Source organism: Alkaliflexus imshenetskii DSM 15055 (genome assembly GCF_000517065.1).
Taxonomy (GTDB): Bacteria; Bacteroidota; Bacteroidia; order Bacteroidales; family Marinilabiliaceae; genus Alkaliflexus; species Alkaliflexus imshenetskii.
This window is the reverse complement of record NZ_KI912105.1, coordinates 2,535,761-2,554,393: the sequence shown is the minus strand read 5'-3', so window position 1 is coordinate 2,554,393 and position 18,633 is coordinate 2,535,761. Positions and strand designations below refer to the sequence as shown.

Here is an 18,633-nt window from a genome sequence, read left to right as displayed (position 1 = left end):
AGAATGAGTTGGGATAAAACACAAAAGACAGCTCTGGGAATTGCTGTCATCACATCTTTTTTAGGGCCCTTCCTGATATCCGCTGTAAATGTAGCACTCCCTGCAATTGAGCAGGCTTTTCAGATGAACGCGCTTGCGCTGAGCTGGATTGTCACAGCCTTTTTGCTGTCGTCGGCCATTCTGTTGCTGCCCATGGGCAGATGGGCAGACATTACAGGTGTAAGGCGCATTTTTAAAATCGGAGTTGTAATTTTCACCATTACAACTTTGGGATGCGGACTCTCTCCGTCTGGCACCGTACTGATACTATTTCGGTTTCTTCAAGGCATTGGAGGTGCCATGACCATGACCACAGGGCCTGCCATACTGGTATCAATTTTTCCACCCATGCAACGTGGCAGAGTATTGGGTATTTCTGTGGCATCGGTTTACATGGGTTTGGCACTGGGGCCTTTTGCAGGAGGAGTTTTAACCCAACAGATTGGCTGGCGATCCATATTTATTTTCTCATCGGCACTGGGACTATTTGCGTCCATTATCACCTTCCTTTATCTGGGTAGTGATAAACCCTCATCCACGCCAAGAAAAATAAATCTATCAGGCTCATTGGTTTATGCCCTCTCATTAATCTCACTTGTTGCCGGAACATCGCGGATTCCTGATGTGACCGGTTGGGGATTGATGGCGCTGGGAACAATTTTACTGGTACTGTTTGCCATCATCGAAAACAACGTAAAACATCCCGTAATAGAGTTAAGACTATTTACGAAAAATAAGCTGTTTACATACTCTAACATTGCGGCCCTCATCAATTACAGCGCAACATTTGCCATTGTATTTCTGCTGAGTCTGTATCTTCAGAAAATCAAAGATATGACGCCACAGCAGGCAGGAACGATAATTCTCTTTCAACCCATAATGATGACCATTGTTTCGCCAATTGCCGGCCGGTTGTCTGAACGGATTCAGCCCCGAATACTAGCCACCACAGGCATGGCCATTTGCACCGCAGGGCTTTTGGTTTTCAGTTTTTTAACCGCGTCAACCTCGCTCTACATCATAATATTGAATCTTGTTTTTATGGGTATTGGCTTTGGACTGTTCTCCTCGCCTAACATGAATACCATAATGAGTAGCGTAGAGAAACATCAATATGGATTGGCATCGGGAATATCGGCTACCATGCGGGTGGTAGGTCAAATGGTTAGTATGACCATTGTCTCTCTGTTTTTTGCTTTGTATATAGGAAAAACACAAATTTCGACAGTGGCAGACCATATTTTTATAAGAAGTATGGCATCTACTTTCCTGGTATTTACAACCATTGCCGCCGCAGGAATATGGTTTTCATATTACAGGGGCAACCTGAAACGGGAATCGCCAACTCCAGATACAGAATTGTGAATCAAACCATTCAAAACAATTGGGCAAAGACATTAACGCCCTCGGCGCCGAATAAGCCTTATACCATACTTTTCGTCGATGTACTGAAAATAGTTGTACAATCTGTAGTTTAATTCGAGTCCATAATCCACATGCGGATCATAATGAATTTGAGTCTGGTAGAAATCGCCGTAGCGAAGGGGGTTTTGGTGACGGATATTCCATTCAAGAACGTATCTGTGGTTCCATGATTCATAATAGTGTTGAGAATAGAATTCCGCTGATGGCTTGGTGGCAAGAAACGCTTCAAAACCAGGGTCAAAAATAATCAGTTCATACTCCAGACTGTCGCTGGCAGCTACCTCTAACAGTTGATTGGGCGCGTCAACAGGTTTAGTTGAACCACATGAATTAAACAACAGAGCAACAATGGCTAAAAAAATCAACGCTTTCATGGCCGTAGAATTAAGTTGAAAATTACTGAACGCCTTGTATGTCAAGCAAAAACCATTCCTAAAACAGCCAGGCCACTCTCAAATCCAGATTTGCTGCCACATGCCCGTGCGTCTTCATGGAAAAACCAATATTTAAGCGCTTTGTGGCATTAAATAGCAGTGCGTAACGCTGATACCAACCATAACTGGCTACATCATCTGGTTTTATCACATAATAAGCCAATCGCTGAGAAAAGTCAAATCTGCCGAGCAATAAGTGATGCGAAACAAAGGGTGCCAGCGTGTACTTTTTATCACTGGTATTTGAACGGATTGAATAATCATCAGAAAACTCGACACCAAAGCCTGCTGCATTGATGCTGGTAAACGGGTGATAAAATCCTCCTGCAATGGAAAATACGGGACGACGCACATGTGCATCACCGGTTTTAAGTGTGGTGTATCCCGCTTCAATCCAGCCATGCCATACACCATCAGGTTCAAGCTTTGGGTAGGATGGTAGAACAGACTTCTTAAGATTATAACCCACTCCAAGTCCGACCTGCGGAAAGTTCATTCCTCTATTGGGCTGTCGCTGCCCCCCATTGCTTATGTGGTTATAATTGAGTGCCAATTGTAGACTCCAGTCCGGCGAAAAATTATACTGTATTACCGGTGCCACGGATAAAAGAAAACTCATCCTTGCACTAAAAAATTGATTCAACGGGTTGTTATCGGGATGGTAAACGCGTGTGAGCCATGTTGCACCAACACCACTTAGCAGACTCAACGACAAACCTTTACTTCGCCACAAGAGGGGTTCGAAAATAGCTGAAATGGAATATGCCTCTCCCAACGATTGGGAATCGCCAAAATTGAGATATGAAAACCTTGCACCCAGATAATGAAAACAATTACAGGCATTCCAATGCCTTTGGCTTGTTGCCATTTGCTGATAGGAAAGGGAAAAACCGTATGGGTAATTTGCAGAAAGAGGCCTTAAGTCAGGAGCATGCGAAATAATAAAACCATACTGAACCTCACCACGCAGACGAGATACAATCTGACCTTTTGAAGCCTCGATAAAATAAAACAAAAATGGCAAAAGACAAAAAAACCTCATACACAATTGGATTCGTACAACAAGCCGAAAGAAGTTATATAAACTACAATATAACAAACCAGTGTAAGTGAGACAAACTAAAATAATTTAAAAATAATTGCAATTGGCGTACGTGTGACCTTAGATAAGATTGTCATACTAAGGAATGACATACAAAAAGAATTAACCTTTAGCCGGTTTGGGAATGTATTTACCCAAGCCCGGCTATTTGTTGTACATCTAACTAAAACGAATGGAGCAATTGATTTCACCGCGTGCGGAGATTCACCCCGAAGCAGTAATAGGAAAGAATGTAGTAATAGAAGCATTTGCTAAGATTGACAAAGATGTGGTAATTGGAGAAGGCACCTGGATTGGCGCCAATGCTACCATTTACCCGGGAGCGCGCATCGGAAAAGAGTGTAAAATTTTCCCTGGCGCTGTAATCGCAGCCGTGCCACAAGACTTGAAATTCAGAGGAGAATACAGTACTGTTGAGATTGGAGACAACACCACCGTTAGAGAATATGTAACCATCAACCGTGGTACTGCATCCAAAGGATTTACCAAAGTTGGTAACAACACCCTGTTGATGGCCTATACACACCTGGGGCATGACACCGAAGTTGGCAACAATTGTGTGATAGCCAACAGCGTGCAAATTGCCGGCGAAGTAATCGTCGAAGATTGGGCCGTGATTGGTGGTTCCAGTGCAATCCACCAGTTTTGCCGTATTGGAACACACGCCATGGTTTCAGGAATGGCCGGTGTACTTTCGGATGTGGCACCATTTACCAAAGTTTTTGGCGTTCCTGCTGCTTACATGGGTATTAACTACACTGGCATAAAACGCCGGGGATTTAGCAAGGAGCAGACCGCTGCCATCCATGAAGTGTACAGAGCCATATACCAGAGAGGACTTAATATCAGTCAGGCTGTAGAATACATCAACACCTATCTGGAGCCGTCAGAAGAGAGAGACCTGATTGTTGAATTTATCAAAGGTTCACAACGAGGTATTATCAAAGCTGTTGTATCCAAGAGCAGCGCAAGCGTAAAAGAAGAAGCATAGTCAGAATACCTTTCTGACATACGTTAACACAAAAGGCAAAGCCGCACAAAGAGAATATCTTTGGGCTGTTTTGCCTTTTCTTTTAACTTAAGCCATTAAGAAACCGCGGCGTTTCATCACATAACAAAAAAGGCCCGGGGAACGCCGAGCCTTAAAATCTTAACAGATTCTTGCTGTTACTTATTCTTATAATCCTCAATCAGCCCAATAAACTCATCGAACAAAAACTCGGTATCGGTAGGTCCACTGGAAGCTTCCGGGTGAAACTGCGTTGAAAAGAATGGTTTGCTTTTATGACGAATCCCTTCGTTGGTATTGTCGTTGATATTCACAAACAGAGGTTCCCAATCTTTTGCCAACGAATCGGTATCCAAAACAAATCCATGGTTTTGGCTGGTGATATAACAAGTATCGGTACCAACTTTACGTACCGGATGGTTATGTGCCCTATGCCCGTATTTAAGCTTATGCGTTGATCCTCCGGCAGCAATTCCCATCAGCTGATTTCCCAAACAAATACCGAAAATTGGTTTATCTCCTTGCAGTGCTTTTTTAATATTCTCAATGGTTTGCGTATATACCGCAGGGTTACCCGGTCCGTTTGAAAGCATTATGCCATCGTAATCATCTTTGGTAAAATCATAATCCCATGGCACACGAACAACGGTGGTGTCTCTTTTGAGCAGACATCTGAGAATGTTGTACTTGGCCCCGGTATCTACCAAAACAATTTTGTGCTTACCGTTACCATAAACTTGAGGCTCTGTTGTGCAAACCATCGCGGCAAGGTTGTCATTGTCGGGGTTGTAGAAAGCAACATCCTCACCCTCTACCACAATTTTACCAAGAAGCGGCCCTTTGTCGCGCAGCAGTTTGGTGAGTTCGCGTGTATCAATGTCAAAGATACCGGGAACTTCATTCTGAACAAGCCATTCACTGAGACTGTGTCCGGCATTCCAATGGCTGAACTCAAATGAGTAGTCAGATACAATTAAACCGGAAATATGAATACGGTCAGACTCATAAAATTTCGGGATGCCGTTCTCCGTTTCTTTGGAAGGCACCCCGTAATTTCCGATAAGAGGATAAGTTGAGACCAATATCTGCCCTTTGTAGGACGGGTCGGTTAAACTCTCGGGGTACCCGGTCATTGCCGTGTTAAAAACCACTTCGCCGGCTACCGACTTGTGGCAACCAAATGATTTCCCAACGAAGACGGAACCGTCTTCCAACACCAGTTTAATCTCTCTAGCTTCAGGCATACAGCTTATAATTAATCAGGTAAAACTATTTCGAATGCAAATTTAAGAATAATCATCAATTAAAAACAAGGGCATTTGTGAAAAATGAATAAATATCCCATAAAGTATTTCTACACACAGCAACCATCAACAACCACACTTGATGCAAACCATAAGACATCAATCACAATCCAACATCCGCATGAAAAATACAGATGTGACATGTGTTGCATAAAAATACAATTCCTAATGCGGGGATGAAAAAAAACCGGCCACATGGACCGGTTTAAAAATCTGTTATCGTTCGCTAAGCGGTCTATATGGATGGCGCTCGCAAACATTCTTATAGGCAGGCCTGATGATACGGGCACTGGTAGATGTAACTTCTTCAATACGGTGAGCTGCCCACCCGGGCACCCGAGCAATTGCAAAAATAGGAGTATAGAGCTCTTCCGGAATATCGAGACATTGATAAACAAACCCTGAATAAAAATCCACATTTGCGGCAATTGTTTTGGAATTGGCACCTTTGAAGCGATAGAAAGCCTTGGGCGCCAGTTTCTCAATGGATGCATAGAGATTGTACTCGTCCTCGCGACCTTTTTCCTTGGCAAGTTGTCTGGCCTGCTCTTTGAGCAAAACACAGCGTGGATCAGACAATGTATAGATGGCATGACCAATACCATAAATCTTACCTGTTTTATCAAATGCCTGCTTGTTCAACATTTTATCCAGATAAGAGTCTACTTCGTTCTCGTCGCTCCAGTTCTTTACGTTATCTTTAATATTGTTCATCATTTCGATGACTTTAATATTGGCCCCACCGTGCAATCCACCTTTAAGGGATCCCAATGCCGCTGCTATGGCCGAATAGGTATCTGTTTGCGCCGAACTAACCACTCGGGTTGTAAAAGTAGAGTTATTACCACCACCATGCTCGGCATGAAGCACCAGGGCAAGGTCGAGCAAATCGGCTTCAAGCCTGGTATATCTGTCACCCTTAAGCATATACAGAAAGTTCTCAGCTATGCTTAGCTCTGGCCGCGGATGACGAATAATCAAAGACCTGCGCTGAAAAGAGTGTCGCATTCCAAAGTAGGCATAAGCCACAATGACAGGGAAGCGTGCGATAAGACTGATAGACTGACGAATAAGGTTTTCAGGCGAATAATTTTCAGCCTCATCGTCATCGGTGTATAAGCCAAGTACTGTACGCGCCAGCATGTTCATGATGCATTTGCCGCGTAGAGAAAGGATAAGGTTTTTAGATAAGGAGAAGGGCAATTCCTGCTCCTGTTTAATGAGGTCAGTGAACTCTTTTAGCTCGCTGCTGTTTGGCAATTTTCCGGAAAGCAAGAGATAGGCAGTTTCTTCAAAACCGTGACGACCGTCGGCCTGAAAGCCCCGGGTAAGCTCAGTGATTTCGTATCCCCGATAATAGAGTTCCCCATGTTTGGGTTGAATGACTCCATTCTCATCTTTTTTGTACCCCACCACGTCACCAATATTGGTAAGGCCGACCAATACACCTGAGAAATCAGCATTTCGCAATCCGCGTTTTACGTTGTAAGTATTGTATAACTCCTTATCAATCCTGCTTGATTGCACTGCGGCTTTCGCCAGTTTTTCAACTACTGCCATTTGTTTTTCGTTAAGTTATGTGATTAAGTTTCTGATTGCGTCATTCATTTTGCCAAACGAGAATTGAGATAGAATCTCGTCCATTTTTCGTTTAATCTCGTCGTTACAGAGATTTCCGATGGAACCTTCGTGAGTATGGGAGATGTTGTCCGGTGCTTTAAATGTGCCTGCTTCAATCTCCAAACCTACCTGTTTATAGGCTTCTCGGAAAGGAACACCCTGCAACACTCTGTTATTTACCTCTTCCACACTAAAAGCGTACTTATAGATAGGATTCTTCATTAAATCTTGCTTCACCGTCATGTTCTCTACCGAGAAAGTAGCCAGTTCGAGGCAGCTCAGCATTTCTTCAAAAGCCGGAATAAACACCTCTTTAATGATTTGTAAATCGCGAAAATAACCAGAAGGTAAATTACCAGTTATCATCATGATTTGCTGAGGCATTGCCTGTAACTTATTACACCTGGCACGTATCAACTCAAATACATCGGGATTTTTTTTATGTGGCATGATGCTGGATCCTGTGGTGAGTTCATCGGGCAGGCCAATGAAACCAAAATTCTGGCTCATATAAAGGCAGGCATCCATTGCAAATTTCCCTACAGTTGAGGCGATAGATGCCATTGCCATGGCTACGCTGCGCTCCATTTTCCCGCGTCCCATCTGGGCATATACCACATTGTAGCTCAAATCATCGAATCCGAGCAAATCGGTGGTATGTTTTCTGCTAAGCGGAAAAGAGCTTCCATATCCAGCTGCGGCTCCCAGTGGATTTTGATTTACGATGCGCCAGGCAGCCAACAATTGATGCATATCATCGGCTAAACTTTCGGCGTAAGCCCCAAACCACAGTCCGAAGGACGAAGGCATTGCCACCTGAAGATGTGTGTACCCAGGCATCAAATCAGCCTTATGCGCCTCGCTGCGTTTTTGCAGAGCAGTAAACAGTCGTAAAACAGATTCGGTTAATTGCATGATTCGCTGACGCGCATAAAGTTTAAGGTCGAGCAGCACCTGATCGTTACGCGACCGGCCACTGTGCACCTTTTTTCCCACGTCGCCGAGCGAGCGGGTAAGCATCAGCTCTACCTGAGAGTGCACATCCTCGATACCATCCTCAATGCAAAAATTACCGTCCAGAGCCTGTTGGTAAAGCCTCTTCAACTCAGGCAACAACAGCGCCAAATCATTTTTAGGCAGCAACCCTACTTCCGACAACATTGTAATATGTGCCATGGTTCCAAGCACATCAAAAGGAGCCAACTCCACATCCAGCTCGCGGTCGCGGCCAATGGTAAACTCCTCTATCATCTTGTTAACGGCAGTGCCTTTATCCCAAAGTTTTGTCATCTCCAAATATTAAACACCCATATACAGGGTGCTGTGGTTATCATTAGTTTTAAAACTGCAATCCGTCGAGCAGGCGAATATACAAGTCGATGCCCTGATAAATCTCATCGAGCATGATAAACTCGTTGGGCGTATGGGAGCGGGCCGAATCGCCCGGGCCAATTTTAAGCGTATCAAAAGGCATCACCGCCTGATCAGATGTTGTTGGCGACCCGAATGCCTCCAACCCCAAATCAAGTCCACGCAGCACCACAGGGTGGTTTTGAGCCACTGAGGATGAATTCAGGCGAAATGAGCGGGCTTTCAACTCACAGTTAAGCTGGCTTTTAAGAATGTTAAACACCTCCTCATTGGTATAGCACTCGTTCACCCGGATATCGACCATAAAAGTGCATCTGTCGGGCACCACATTGTGTTGCGTACCTGCATTGATGCCGGTAATCGTCATCTTCACCTCTCCAAGAAAAGGAGAGACTTTCTCGAATCGATAATTACGGAAAAAATCGAGGACTGGCAAAGCCTCCATTATGGCGTTAACACCCTCGTTGCGAGCAGCATGCCCGGATTTGCCATAAACCACACCATCCACAACCAACAGACCTTTCTCAGCAACAGCCATCTGCATGCGAGTGGGTTCACCCACAATGCCAAGGTCAATTATACCCAGAAACGGCAGAATAGACGCCACATTGTTTGCGCCTGACACCTCCTCTTCTGCTGTTGCGGCAAAAATCAGGTTATATGCCTGAGGGCGGGCTGCTAAGTATCTGAAAGCGGCCATAAGTGCCACCAATGGCCCTCCGGCATCATTACTGCCAAGACCGGTGAGTTTGCCATCTTCAAGGTGAGGTGTGAGCGGGTCAAACAGCCAGTTTTCTGTGGCCTTAACAGTATCCAGATGCGAATTGAGCAATATGGTAGGTCGCTGTGGATCATACGCCGGGGCAACCACCCATACATTGTGATTGTTTCGCTTGGGATTAAACCCCATCTGCTTTAATGACGCCTCCATAAAATCCGCAGCATCGCCCTCCTCCCGGCTCAGGGAAGACGTTGAGATTAGCCTTGTAAGCACCTCAACGGCATCTTTATGGAGTTGATCTATGGTCATTGAATTAAGCAATTATATTATAACATGCATTTTATGAAATTGCACACCCTTAAACAATAAAAATTGGAAGATGGCCATGTTGGCAACAGAAACAAATCACGTCACAACCAACTACTTCAACCGCAAAAAGGTGCCCTGTTCCGGCCCATCAGCTAGTCCATCGGTGTTGGTAATTCGAATCTGGTAAACGCCCTTCTGCAATGCCGCAAAGCCGTTGTCCAACTTGGGTATCATACCATCAACCACAATCTTTGCGGTCTTTAAATTCTGATAACTCTCCGGAGTGATTAGTGAAATTACCGATGACGGATCCGCTACATCCATCATCACACCTTTAAGTTCGAAGCAAAACACCAGAGTAACCCGAAAAGTACCTGCCAGAGCTGAAGCAATCGCCGAGGCCATTGTGTCAGCGTTTGTATTCAATAATTGTCCTTCTCCATTGTGGGTAAGCGGCGCAATCACAGGTACCGCATCACTTGTGAGCAGAGTGGCAAAGGCGTTGGCATCCACCGACTCTATGTCGCCCACAAACCCATAATCAACGTCACCTTTTTCCCGTTTTTTAGAGCGAATGATATTCATATCGGCGCCAGTCATGCCGAGAGCATTTTGCCCATGAGCCTGAAGTCCGGCCACAATGTTCTTGTTCACCAAACCACCATATACCATGGTAACCACTTCGAGCATAGCTTCATCGGTGATTCTTCGCCCCTCTACCATTTTTGTTTCAATACCCAGACGGGCAGCCATAGCTGTTGCCGAACGTCCACCGCCATGAACCAGAATTTTGGGTGATGGCATGGCCGAAAAATCCTTGAGTAACTTTTTCAGGCTTTCCGGTTCCTCCACAACCTTTCCACCAACTTTTACTATTGTTAAATCCTGCATCGAATAGAAATCTTTGATGTATAATTCTTCAGAACACCATAAGGCAGTGCAAGTCTGAGCACTAAGCAAAGGCCACACTTTGTTTCACACAAAACAGTGCCATCAACAAAAACAGTTTTAATCGTAAGCCTCAGCAATGGTCTGGAGCATCCGCTTTAAAACCACCTGTGCCGACACCACACGGTTAGCCGCCTCCTGAACCACAATGGAGTTAGGGCTTTCAATTACCCCATCGGTCACAATCATGTTTCGGCGAACCGGCAAGCAGTGCATAAATTTTGCATTGTTTGTAAGCGCCATCTTAGCCTCATCCACCGTCCATGAACGATCCTTGCTAAGTATTTGGCCATACTGGTTGAAACTCGCCCAGTTTTTAGCATAGATAAAATCAGCGCCTTCGAAAGCCTTTTGCTGATTGGGTTCGTACGTTACACCTTCCATAAATTCAGGCGCCAAATCATAGCCTTCGGGATGGGTAACAACCAGATCCACATCCGCAATTTTCATCCATTCCACAAAAGAGTTTGGAACAGCCTGCGGAAGCGCTCTGGGGTGAGGTGCCCATGTGAGTACCACTTTGGGGCGAGGTTTTGTTTTATACTCTTCGATGGTGATGAGATCGGCAAAAGCCTGGAGCGGATGCCTCGTAGCAGACTCAAGGCTGATTACAGGTTTTCCCGACAGTTCGATAAACTGATTCAGAATCTTCTCACTGTAATCATCCTCCTTGCTCTCGAAACGGGCAAAAGAGCGCACACCAATAATGTCGCAATATTGTCCCATAACAGGCACTGCCTCACGTATGTGCTCCGGCTTATCGCCATCCATCACTACCCCAAACTCTGTTTCGAGTTTCCATCCGTCGTTATTGATGTCGAGAACAATTACATTCATACCAAGGTTAAACCCGGCACGTTGCGAGCTCAAACGGGTACGTAAGCTGGAGTTAAAGAATATCAGCAACAAGGTTTTATTACGTCCCAGAGCCTGATCGGCATAGGGGTTGTTCTTTACGCTCTTAGCATCCTCAAGTGCCTTGCGAAGGTCGCCCAGGTCGGCAGGAGTTAAAAATCTTTTCATAGGAGATGTTTTTTATGGTCTGGTTAAACCGTCACTATCAATCAACCATTTATAACTAGTAAGTTCGGGCAATGCCATAGGTCCACGGGCATGCAGTTTTTGCGTACTGATGCCTATCTCGGCACCCATGCCAAATTGCGCCCCATCGGTAAAAGCCGTTGATGTATTTGCATATACCGCCGCAGCGTCAACCTCTTTAAAGAAGCGATCCTTATTGGTTTGGCTTGTGGTAATTATAGCCTCGCTGTGTTTGGTGCTGTATTTAGCTATGTGTGCCAGCGCCTCATCCATATTATCCACCGTTTTAACCGATAATTTATAATCCAGATGCTCCTTTCCGAAAGCGTCGGATGAAGCAGGCTGCAACAAATTGTCCGGATAGTTCCCGTTAAGTACTTCGAAAGCGTTGTTGTCGGCCAGGATTAAAACCGACTTATCGGCCATTGGAGCCACCAGAGCAGCAAGGTCATTCAAACGACTGCTGTGTATTACCAGACATTCCAACGCATTGCAAACGCTAACGCGCCGGGTCTTGGCATTGTAAATCACCTTTTTACCCAACTCCAAATCGGCTGACTCATCAAAATAGGTATGAACCACACCTGCACCAGTCTCGATAACAGGAACCTTTGAGTTGTCGCGCACAGAGTTTATGAGTCCTTGTGAGCCACGGGGTATTAACACGTCAACCAAACCCACTGCTTCCATTAGCACGGTTGCAGCTTCCCTTTCGGGCGGCAACAGCTGAACCACTTCAGGAGAGATGCCATTTGAGACGAGACATTCATGTATCAATTTGGTGATGGCACAATTGCTATTCCATGCATCCTGCCCACCTTTTAGCACTGCCACATTGCCCGTGCGAAAACAGAGCGCAAACACATCGAATGTTACGTTGGGGCGCGCTTCATAAATAACACCCACCACACCCAAGGCCACACGTATTTTTTTCAGTTCAAGTCCATTTGGCATGGAACGTTGCTCCAGCACATCGCCAATGGGTGAGTTCATATTGGCAACATTGCGCAAATCTGAGGCAATGCCTTTAATACGTTCTTCAGTTAACTTCAGGCGATCGAAGCGCGGATCAGTTGCAGGCATCTTATCCAAATCCAACTTGTTGGCTTTAAGCAATTCCGGAATACTCTGCTCGGCTTTATCAGCCAAATCCAGCAATACCTTTCGATTGGCTTCATTATCCACTCGCACCATCAGTTGAGCCGACTCCCTTGCTTTAACTATTTGTGACAATGTGCTCATTGTATGTAATATCAAAAAAAACTTATACTTGCGTACTTAAGGAAACAGAAATAAATAATCGTAATGCACCAAAGGCTTGTATTTATGATCATCTATATGCTCATCAGCCTTTTTACGGTCGTACTGTGCCTTGCCAATGCCGATGAGTTTTTTATTGTGATCGATTATTCGCAATAGATCACCCTTCTTAAAATCACCTAACATTTTCTCCACGCCAGCTAAGAGCAAACTGGTAGCTCTTGGCGAGTAGAGCGCGTTGCGGGCACCTTCGTTGATGTGAACTTCGGCATTGGTAAAACCTGCGGAGTAGGCCATCCACTTTTTCACTGCCGGGCGTGGTGTTCCCGGTATGAAACGGGTATGAGGTACGTTCTCGTTGTTTTCGGCCAGATCGGCAATCACATGGTCGCGGGTGCCATTGGCTATGTGAACGGCAATACCTGCAGCAGCGGTATTTTGTGCCACTCTGCCTTTGGTAAGCATACCTCCCCGTCCAAAATTACTCTTCTGGGTAGTAACATAGGCCGAAAGGTCGGTAGCAGCACTTTCAATTTTTTCGATGAGAAAAGAGTCCTTATCCTTAGGATCGCCGCTGAATACGCCATCCACGTTGCTCAAAATAAAGAATGCCTGCGTATTCATCATTGTGGACACCAGACCTGCCAACTCATCGTTATCCGTAAACATAAGCGCAGTAACCGATACAGCATCGTTCTCGTTAATGATGGGAACAATGTTGTTATCGAGCAACACCGAGAGACAGTTTTTCATGTTAAGATAATGCTCCCGGGTACGAAAATCCTCTTTGGTTACCAAAACCTGCGCTATGGTGATGTCATGTGCTTCAAACAATGTTGAATAAATGGAAAGCAACTTAACCTGCCCAACCGATGAGAGCAGTTGGCGTTCGGAGACCGGATCCTTTCTGGGCGGACAAGGAACCATGCTGCGTCCGGAAGCCACAGCTCCCGATGACACAAGAATCACCTTCACGCCTTTTTTATGCAAATACGCAATCTGGTCGGTAATATGACCGATGCGCAGCTGATCCAGTTTCCCGTCGGGACGGGTCAACACATTTGAACCTATTTTTATGGTAATCGACTTATACACGCCCTTGTTTTCGCAGTTTAGTTAACTATTTACTACTGTTTTCAATCTTCTGGAAGGATGTCATCAGCCCTTTTATAAGAGACGAACTAAACCCTTGATGCTCCATCTCGTTCAATCCCGAAATGGTAATTCCGCGCGGTGTGGTAACCTTATCAATTTCGGCTTCGGGATGTGTGCCACCTTCGATAATAAGATGTGCAGCACCTTTTACCGTTTGGGATGCAATTTTAAGTGCCAACTCGGAACCAAAACCTATTTCGATGCCTCCCTGCGTTGCTGCTCTGATAAAGCGGAGCGCAAAAGCAATTCCGCATGCTGCCAGCACAGTAGCTCCGGCCATTAGCTCTTCGGGAATGAAAAGCACGCTGCCAAGTTTTTCGAACAGCACTTTCACCTTTTCATCCTGTTGTGCAGAAGCATTTAATCCCGAAAGGCAAGTCATTGACTGACCAATGGCCACTGCAGTATTAGGCATGGCACGGTAAACAGCGTTTCGGCCACCAGTAAGCTCAAGCAGGGTGCGGTTGTCGATTCCGGTAGCCAGAGAGATGATAATTGCGTCAGATGCAATTACAGGTTCTATTTCGGATATTACCTCGCGCATCTGATAAGGCTTAACAGCCAAAAATATGATTTGAGCATCCTTAACAGCCGCAAGATTATCCGCCCCTGTTGTGACGCCTAACTGAGTCAGACCAGAAAGCAGCTGAGCCCTTCTGCGTGTAACCCAAATTGATTCCGGTTTTACCGACTGAGTAAAAACCAATCCTTTAGCAATGGCTGAGCCCAGGTTTCCCCCTCCAACAATGGCTATTTTTCCGTCAATCATGTCGTTAAATATCAATAAGCAACAATAACACTCTAAAAAAGTTAAAGTGCCCGGTTTATCAAAATTTTTTACCCAAAACTTTACTCCCACCCGGGAATTGGGTCCTCTTTATCTTTGCAGGAAACCTCAACGTGCCCCCAGTTTTCGCCCTTGCGAATGCGGTGCAACTGCATCTCACTTACGCCAAACTGACGTGCAATAATTCGTAATTTTGTTTTGCGCTCCGGATCCAGCAGTTTCTTTTTTAGTCGCATAACCTGCGTGGCAGTCAGCTTAGGCCCTTCGGTGGGCTTGCGTTCCTTGTTTTTCCTGCGGCCTTCGATCACCATCGGGTTCTTTTGCTGATGGGCAAAGGTCTCTTCGCTATCGGCCCATTTGAGGTTATCAACAAAGTTATTGGCTTTGTTGAAGTCGCGATGAATCACAAACTTTTGATGCTCGCCGTTACGTTCAAGAAAATACTCGGCTACAAGTTTGTGTACGTAATAGGTTGTTGACTTTCCAAATGGCCTTAGCGGCAGCGTTTTATAGCCTTTAAGGCAACCTCCTTTTACAAATTCGCCATTGGCCATCACATCCTTATAGCTAATCACGCGGCCGTAACTACTAATGGCATACTTTTTACGAAGGGCGCCGGAAGGAAAATCAATTTCCCGCCATTCTTCATTCCAATAAGATTTAATCATTTTGAGCAGGGTTTGAGGGTAAAGTTATCTATATTATACTTTTTTCAGCACATCATTTAAACTTTCGAGAAAATGTTGCGCCATGTTTTGTGTTAATGTTAATGGAGGCAGCAACCGGATAATATTGGTTGATGAAACCCCGGTAAAGATTCGTTTTTCATCGACAAGCGTTTTGCGAATGGGTGCCACACTTTGGTCAAACTCAAGACCAATCATCAAGCCTCGCCCGCGTACTTCCCGTATTTTGTCAAAATTCTTCAATTCAGAAATGAGATAATCACCAACTTTTTGAGCGTTCTCGAGAAGCTTCTCGTTTTCGATAACTTCGAGGACAGCCAAACCGGCGGCACAAGCTAGGTAATTACCTCCGAATGTGGTTCCCAGCAAGCCATGTGATGCCTCAAAAGCAGGTGAAATAAGTAGTCCGCCAATGGGGAAACCATTGCCCATTCCTTTAGCCGTTGTGATAAGGTCAGGTAAAATGCCAGCTTCCTCAAAAGCAAAGAATGACCCCGAACGACCATATCCTGATTGAATTTCATCCAGAATCAGAACCACACCATGCGCCCGGCAAAGCGTCTCTAGTGCTTTCAGAAAATCGGTATTGGGTACCACAATGCCAGCAATGCCTTGTATGCCTTCAATGATTACGGCACACACATCACCTTTGGCCAATTCACTTTTTACAGCTTCAATGTCGTTGAGCGGAAGAAAAACAACTTCGTGCCCTTTGTTTACACCAGCCTGAATTTTCGGGTTATCGGTAGCAGCAACAGCCGCAGATGTGCGACCATGAAACGCCTTACTAAAAGCCACCACACGTTTTCTACCATTGTGAAAGGATGCCAGTTTAAGCGCGTTTTCGTTGGCCTCGGCACCAGAATTACAAAGAAAAAGACTGTAATCCACAAGACCGCTCACCTGTCCCAATTTCAAAGCCAGCTCCTCCTGCATTGGGTTTTGTACCGAGTTGGAATAGAAACCAATTTTATTGAGCTGGTCAGTCATCCGCTTCACATAATGCGGATGCGAGTGACCGATAGAAATAACAGCATGACCGCCGTATAAATCAAGATACTCATTTCCGGCATTGTCCCATACCAGGCATCCTTCAGCCTTAACGGGTGTTACGTTCATGAGTGGATATACATCAAATAATTGCATTTCAGACTTCATCAAAAAATCAAACAATAAAAACAGAAATGAGCCAACCTTAAAAAGCCGATGGCTTCAGATACAATCCAGCCTTTTCGTCCAGTCCAAACATCAGATTCATATTCTGAACCGCTTGTCCTGAAGCCCCTTTGGTAAGATTGTCGATGATACTGGTGATATGTAGTTTACCCTCATATTTAGCAAGATAGAGCAAACACTTATTGGTATTGACCACCTGTTTCAGGTCAATGTCCTGATCCGATCGCACAGTAAACGGTGCATCTGCATAATAATCGTCAAACATCTGGCGTGCTTCATCGATGGACAAGTTGCAATCCAGATAAACGGACGCCAGTATGCCACGCGTGAAATCGCCTCGCAATGGCACAAAATTCAGCGCTTTATCAAAACCAGGCATCAATCTCCTGAGCGATTGCCCTATTTCCTTTAAGTGTTGATGCTCAAAGGCTTTGTATATAGAAATATTACTGTTACGCCAACTGAAATGGGTTGTGGAAGATGGTGCTTGTCCCGCGCCAGTTGAGCCGGTAATGGCATGTACATGCACCTCATTGAGCAAATTAGCTGCGGCCAGCGGCAACAATGCCAACTGTATGGCCGTGGCAAAACATCCGGGATTGGCAACCCGGCTGGCTTTCTTGATTTTATCGCGGCTCATCTCGGGCAGCCCGTAAACAAAATCGTTATCCGGTGCATCTAACCGATAATCGTGACTTAAATCAATGATTTTCACGTTTCCGGGTATGGCATTGTCATTTACGAAAGCGGCCGATTTGCCATGCCCCATACAGAGAAACACCACATCTACTGAATAAAAATCAGGCTCCTCTGAAAAGCTCAACGTGGTATCGCCAAGCAAATCGGTATGCACTTTGGATATTGGCTGTCCGGCATGGCTGCCGCTGAGTATCCATGAAAGCTCAGCATTTGGATGACCGAGTAAAATGCGAATCAACTCTCCGGCCGTATAGCCGGCACCACCTGCAATCCCAACTCTTATCTTCATTTGATATCCAATTGTCCTTTGTTCACATTATTAAATATCTTCAACGAATTGGAGATTATGGTGGTAAAACCTTTCACATCGTCCCCGTTCCAAGCTCTGTTTACTTCGCCGTACTCGCCAAAATCGCTCTTCATCAAATCATGCGCAGAGTCGACACCCACCATCTGAAAGTGATAAGGGTGTAAGTCGATGAAGACTTTGCCGGTAACGTTAACCTGACTGTGCTCCAGAAATGCCTCCACATCGCGCATTACGGGTTCCAAGTACATGGCTTCGTGAAGCATCATGCCGTACCAGTTGGCCAACTGCTCTTTCCAATACATCTGCCATTTGGTAAGCGTGTGTTTTTCGAGCAAGTGGTGTGCCTTAATTATCAGAATGGGAGCTGCAGCTTCAAAACCAACACGTCCTTTGATGCCAATAATGGTATCCCCCACGTGAATGTCGCGACCAATGGCATAGGCAGAACCAAGACGCTCCACTTCGCGAATGGCATCAACCTTTTTGGCAAATATTTTTCCGTTTACGGCTGTCAGCTCACCTTTTACAAACTCCAGTTCAAGACGTTCACTGCCCTCCTTTTTGGGTTGTGATGGATACGCCCCGGCCGGCAGCGCTTTGTCAGATGTAAGCGTCTCTTTTCCGCCAACACTGGTTCCCCAAAGACCTTTGTTAATAGAGTAAGCCATCTTCGTCCAGTCGCGCTCCACGCCTTCGTTTTTAAGATAGTTTATTTCAGCCTCACGGCTAAGCACCTGATCTCTGATTGGGGTAAGAATTTTGATTTCCGGCGCAAGTATCTGGAATGTAAGGTCGAAACGCACCTGGTCGTTACCTGCACCTGTGCTCCCGTGTGCGATATATTGAGCTCCGGTTTCGCGGGCATAGTCCACAATGGCCAAAGCCTGAAAAATACGCTCTGACGACACCGACAAAGGATAAGTATTGTTTTTAAGGATGTTGCCATAAACCATATAGCGGATGCAATTATTGTAATATACATCGGTAACATCCAAAGTTACGTGTTTTACCACACCTAGGGCGTAGGCATTTTTTTCAATTTCTTTGAGCTCAGCATCAGAGAAACCTCCTGTGTTGGCAATTGCCGAATACACTTCCAGATTTTTTTCTTTGGCAAGGTACTTTACACAGTAAGATGTGTCCAATCCACCGCTGAATGCTACAATTACTCTTTCCTTCATGAGACCTGTTTTTTTGTTCCCCAATGGGAAATATGTTGTTGATAGTGGTTAATTCA

At 45.2% G+C, this 18,633-nt stretch carries 17 protein-coding genes; 2 read left to right on the top strand and 15 right to left on the bottom strand.

Annotated features, from left to right (window positions below; genetic code table 11):
* Positions 1–3: 3 nt before the first annotated feature.
* The gene (locus ALKIM_RS0110735; protein WP_026474650.1) at positions 4–1,404 is read left to right on the top strand and encodes an MFS transporter; all 1,401 of its coding nucleotides are present in this window, start codon (positions 4–6) and stop codon (positions 1,402–1,404) included.
* A gap of 32 nt (positions 1,405–1,436) precedes the next feature.
* Here ALKIM_RS0110735 and ALKIM_RS0110730 read toward each other — a convergent pair whose 3' ends face one another.
* On the bottom strand, positions 1,437–1,838 hold the full coding sequence (locus ALKIM_RS0110730; protein ID WP_026474649.1) for a DUF6146 family protein: 402 nt from the start codon (positions 1,836–1,838) through the stop codon (positions 1,437–1,439).
* Between the two features lie 58 nt (positions 1,839–1,896).
* Positions 1,897–2,940, bottom strand: coding sequence for an acyloxyacyl hydrolase (locus ALKIM_RS0110725; protein WP_026474648.1), 1,044 nt, complete (start codon positions 2,938–2,940; stop codon positions 1,897–1,899).
* Between the two features lie 232 nt (positions 2,941–3,172).
* On the opposite strand from ALKIM_RS0110725, the gene lpxA reads away from it, so the two are divergent.
* The gene (gene lpxA, locus ALKIM_RS0110720) at positions 3,173–3,991 is read left to right on the top strand and encodes an acyl-ACP--UDP-N-acetylglucosamine O-acyltransferase (RefSeq protein WP_044117891.1); all 819 of its coding nucleotides are present in this window, start codon (positions 3,173–3,175) and stop codon (positions 3,989–3,991) included.
* 176 nt (positions 3,992–4,167) lie between these two features.
* Here the strand turns inward: lpxA and carA are convergent, their stop codons facing one another.
* The 13 genes from carA to ALKIM_RS0110655 form a co-directional block, all read right to left on the bottom strand.
* Positions 4,168–5,253 carry a glutamine-hydrolyzing carbamoyl-phosphate synthase small subunit gene (carA, locus tag ALKIM_RS0110715; protein WP_026474646.1) on the bottom strand — a complete coding sequence of 362 codons (1,086 nt, stop codon included), beginning with the start codon at positions 5,251–5,253 and terminating at the stop codon, positions 4,168–4,170.
* 276 nt (positions 5,254–5,529) lie between these two features.
* Positions 5,530–6,873, bottom strand: coding sequence for a citrate synthase (locus ALKIM_RS0110710; protein ID WP_026474645.1), 1,344 nt, complete (start codon positions 6,871–6,873; stop codon positions 5,530–5,532).
* A 15-nt stretch (positions 6,874–6,888) separates the two neighbouring features.
* Positions 6,889–8,223, bottom strand: a complete 1,335-nt coding sequence (argH, locus tag ALKIM_RS0110705; RefSeq protein WP_044117890.1) for an argininosuccinate lyase — start codon at positions 8,221–8,223, stop codon at positions 6,889–6,891.
* Between the two features lie 49 nt (positions 8,224–8,272).
* A complete protein-coding gene (locus ALKIM_RS0110700; RefSeq protein WP_026474643.1) occupies positions 8,273–9,334 on the bottom strand; it encodes a M20 family metallo-hydrolase in 1,062 nt (353 codons plus the stop codon).
* Positions 9,335–9,445: 111 nt separating this feature from the next.
* The gene (argB, locus tag ALKIM_RS18280; protein ID WP_044117889.1) at positions 9,446–10,225 is read right to left on the bottom strand and encodes an acetylglutamate kinase; all 780 of its coding nucleotides are present in this window, start codon (positions 10,223–10,225) and stop codon (positions 9,446–9,448) included.
* Between the two features lie 117 nt (positions 10,226–10,342).
* Positions 10,343–11,305 carry an N-acetylornithine carbamoyltransferase gene (locus ALKIM_RS0110690; protein ID WP_026474642.1) on the bottom strand — a complete coding sequence of 321 codons (963 nt, stop codon included), beginning with the start codon at positions 11,303–11,305 and terminating at the stop codon, positions 10,343–10,345.
* A gap of 12 nt (positions 11,306–11,317) precedes the next feature.
* Positions 11,318–12,565, bottom strand: coding sequence for a glutamate-5-semialdehyde dehydrogenase (locus ALKIM_RS0110685; protein WP_026474641.1), 1,248 nt, complete (start codon positions 12,563–12,565; stop codon positions 11,318–11,320).
* Between the two features lie 36 nt (positions 12,566–12,601).
* Positions 12,602–13,678, bottom strand: a complete 1,077-nt coding sequence (gene proB, locus ALKIM_RS0110680; protein ID WP_026474640.1) for a glutamate 5-kinase — start codon at positions 13,676–13,678, stop codon at positions 12,602–12,604.
* A gap of 25 nt (positions 13,679–13,703) precedes the next feature.
* A complete protein-coding gene (proC, locus tag ALKIM_RS0110675) occupies positions 13,704–14,507 on the bottom strand; it encodes a pyrroline-5-carboxylate reductase (protein WP_026474639.1) in 804 nt (267 codons plus the stop codon).
* A gap of 80 nt (positions 14,508–14,587) precedes the next feature.
* Positions 14,588–15,193, bottom strand: coding sequence for an NUMOD4 domain-containing protein (locus ALKIM_RS18275; RefSeq protein WP_044117887.1), 606 nt, complete (start codon positions 15,191–15,193; stop codon positions 14,588–14,590).
* A 33-nt stretch (positions 15,194–15,226) separates the two neighbouring features.
* Positions 15,227–16,357 (bottom strand): aspartate aminotransferase family protein, encoded by a 1,131-nt coding sequence (locus ALKIM_RS0110665; protein WP_026474638.1) that lies wholly within the window; start codon positions 16,355–16,357, stop codon positions 15,227–15,229.
* Positions 16,358–16,406: 49 nt separating this feature from the next.
* Positions 16,407–17,375 carry an N-acetyl-gamma-glutamyl-phosphate reductase gene (gene argC, locus ALKIM_RS0110660; RefSeq protein WP_044117886.1) on the bottom strand — a complete coding sequence of 323 codons (969 nt, stop codon included), beginning with the start codon at positions 17,373–17,375 and terminating at the stop codon, positions 16,407–16,409.
* Positions 17,372–18,577, bottom strand: coding sequence for an argininosuccinate synthase (locus tag ALKIM_RS0110655; RefSeq protein ID WP_026474636.1), 1,206 nt, complete (start codon positions 18,575–18,577; stop codon positions 17,372–17,374). The genes argC and ALKIM_RS0110655 overlap by 4 nt, the downstream gene beginning before the upstream one ends.
* Positions 18,578–18,633 lie beyond the last annotated feature (56 nt).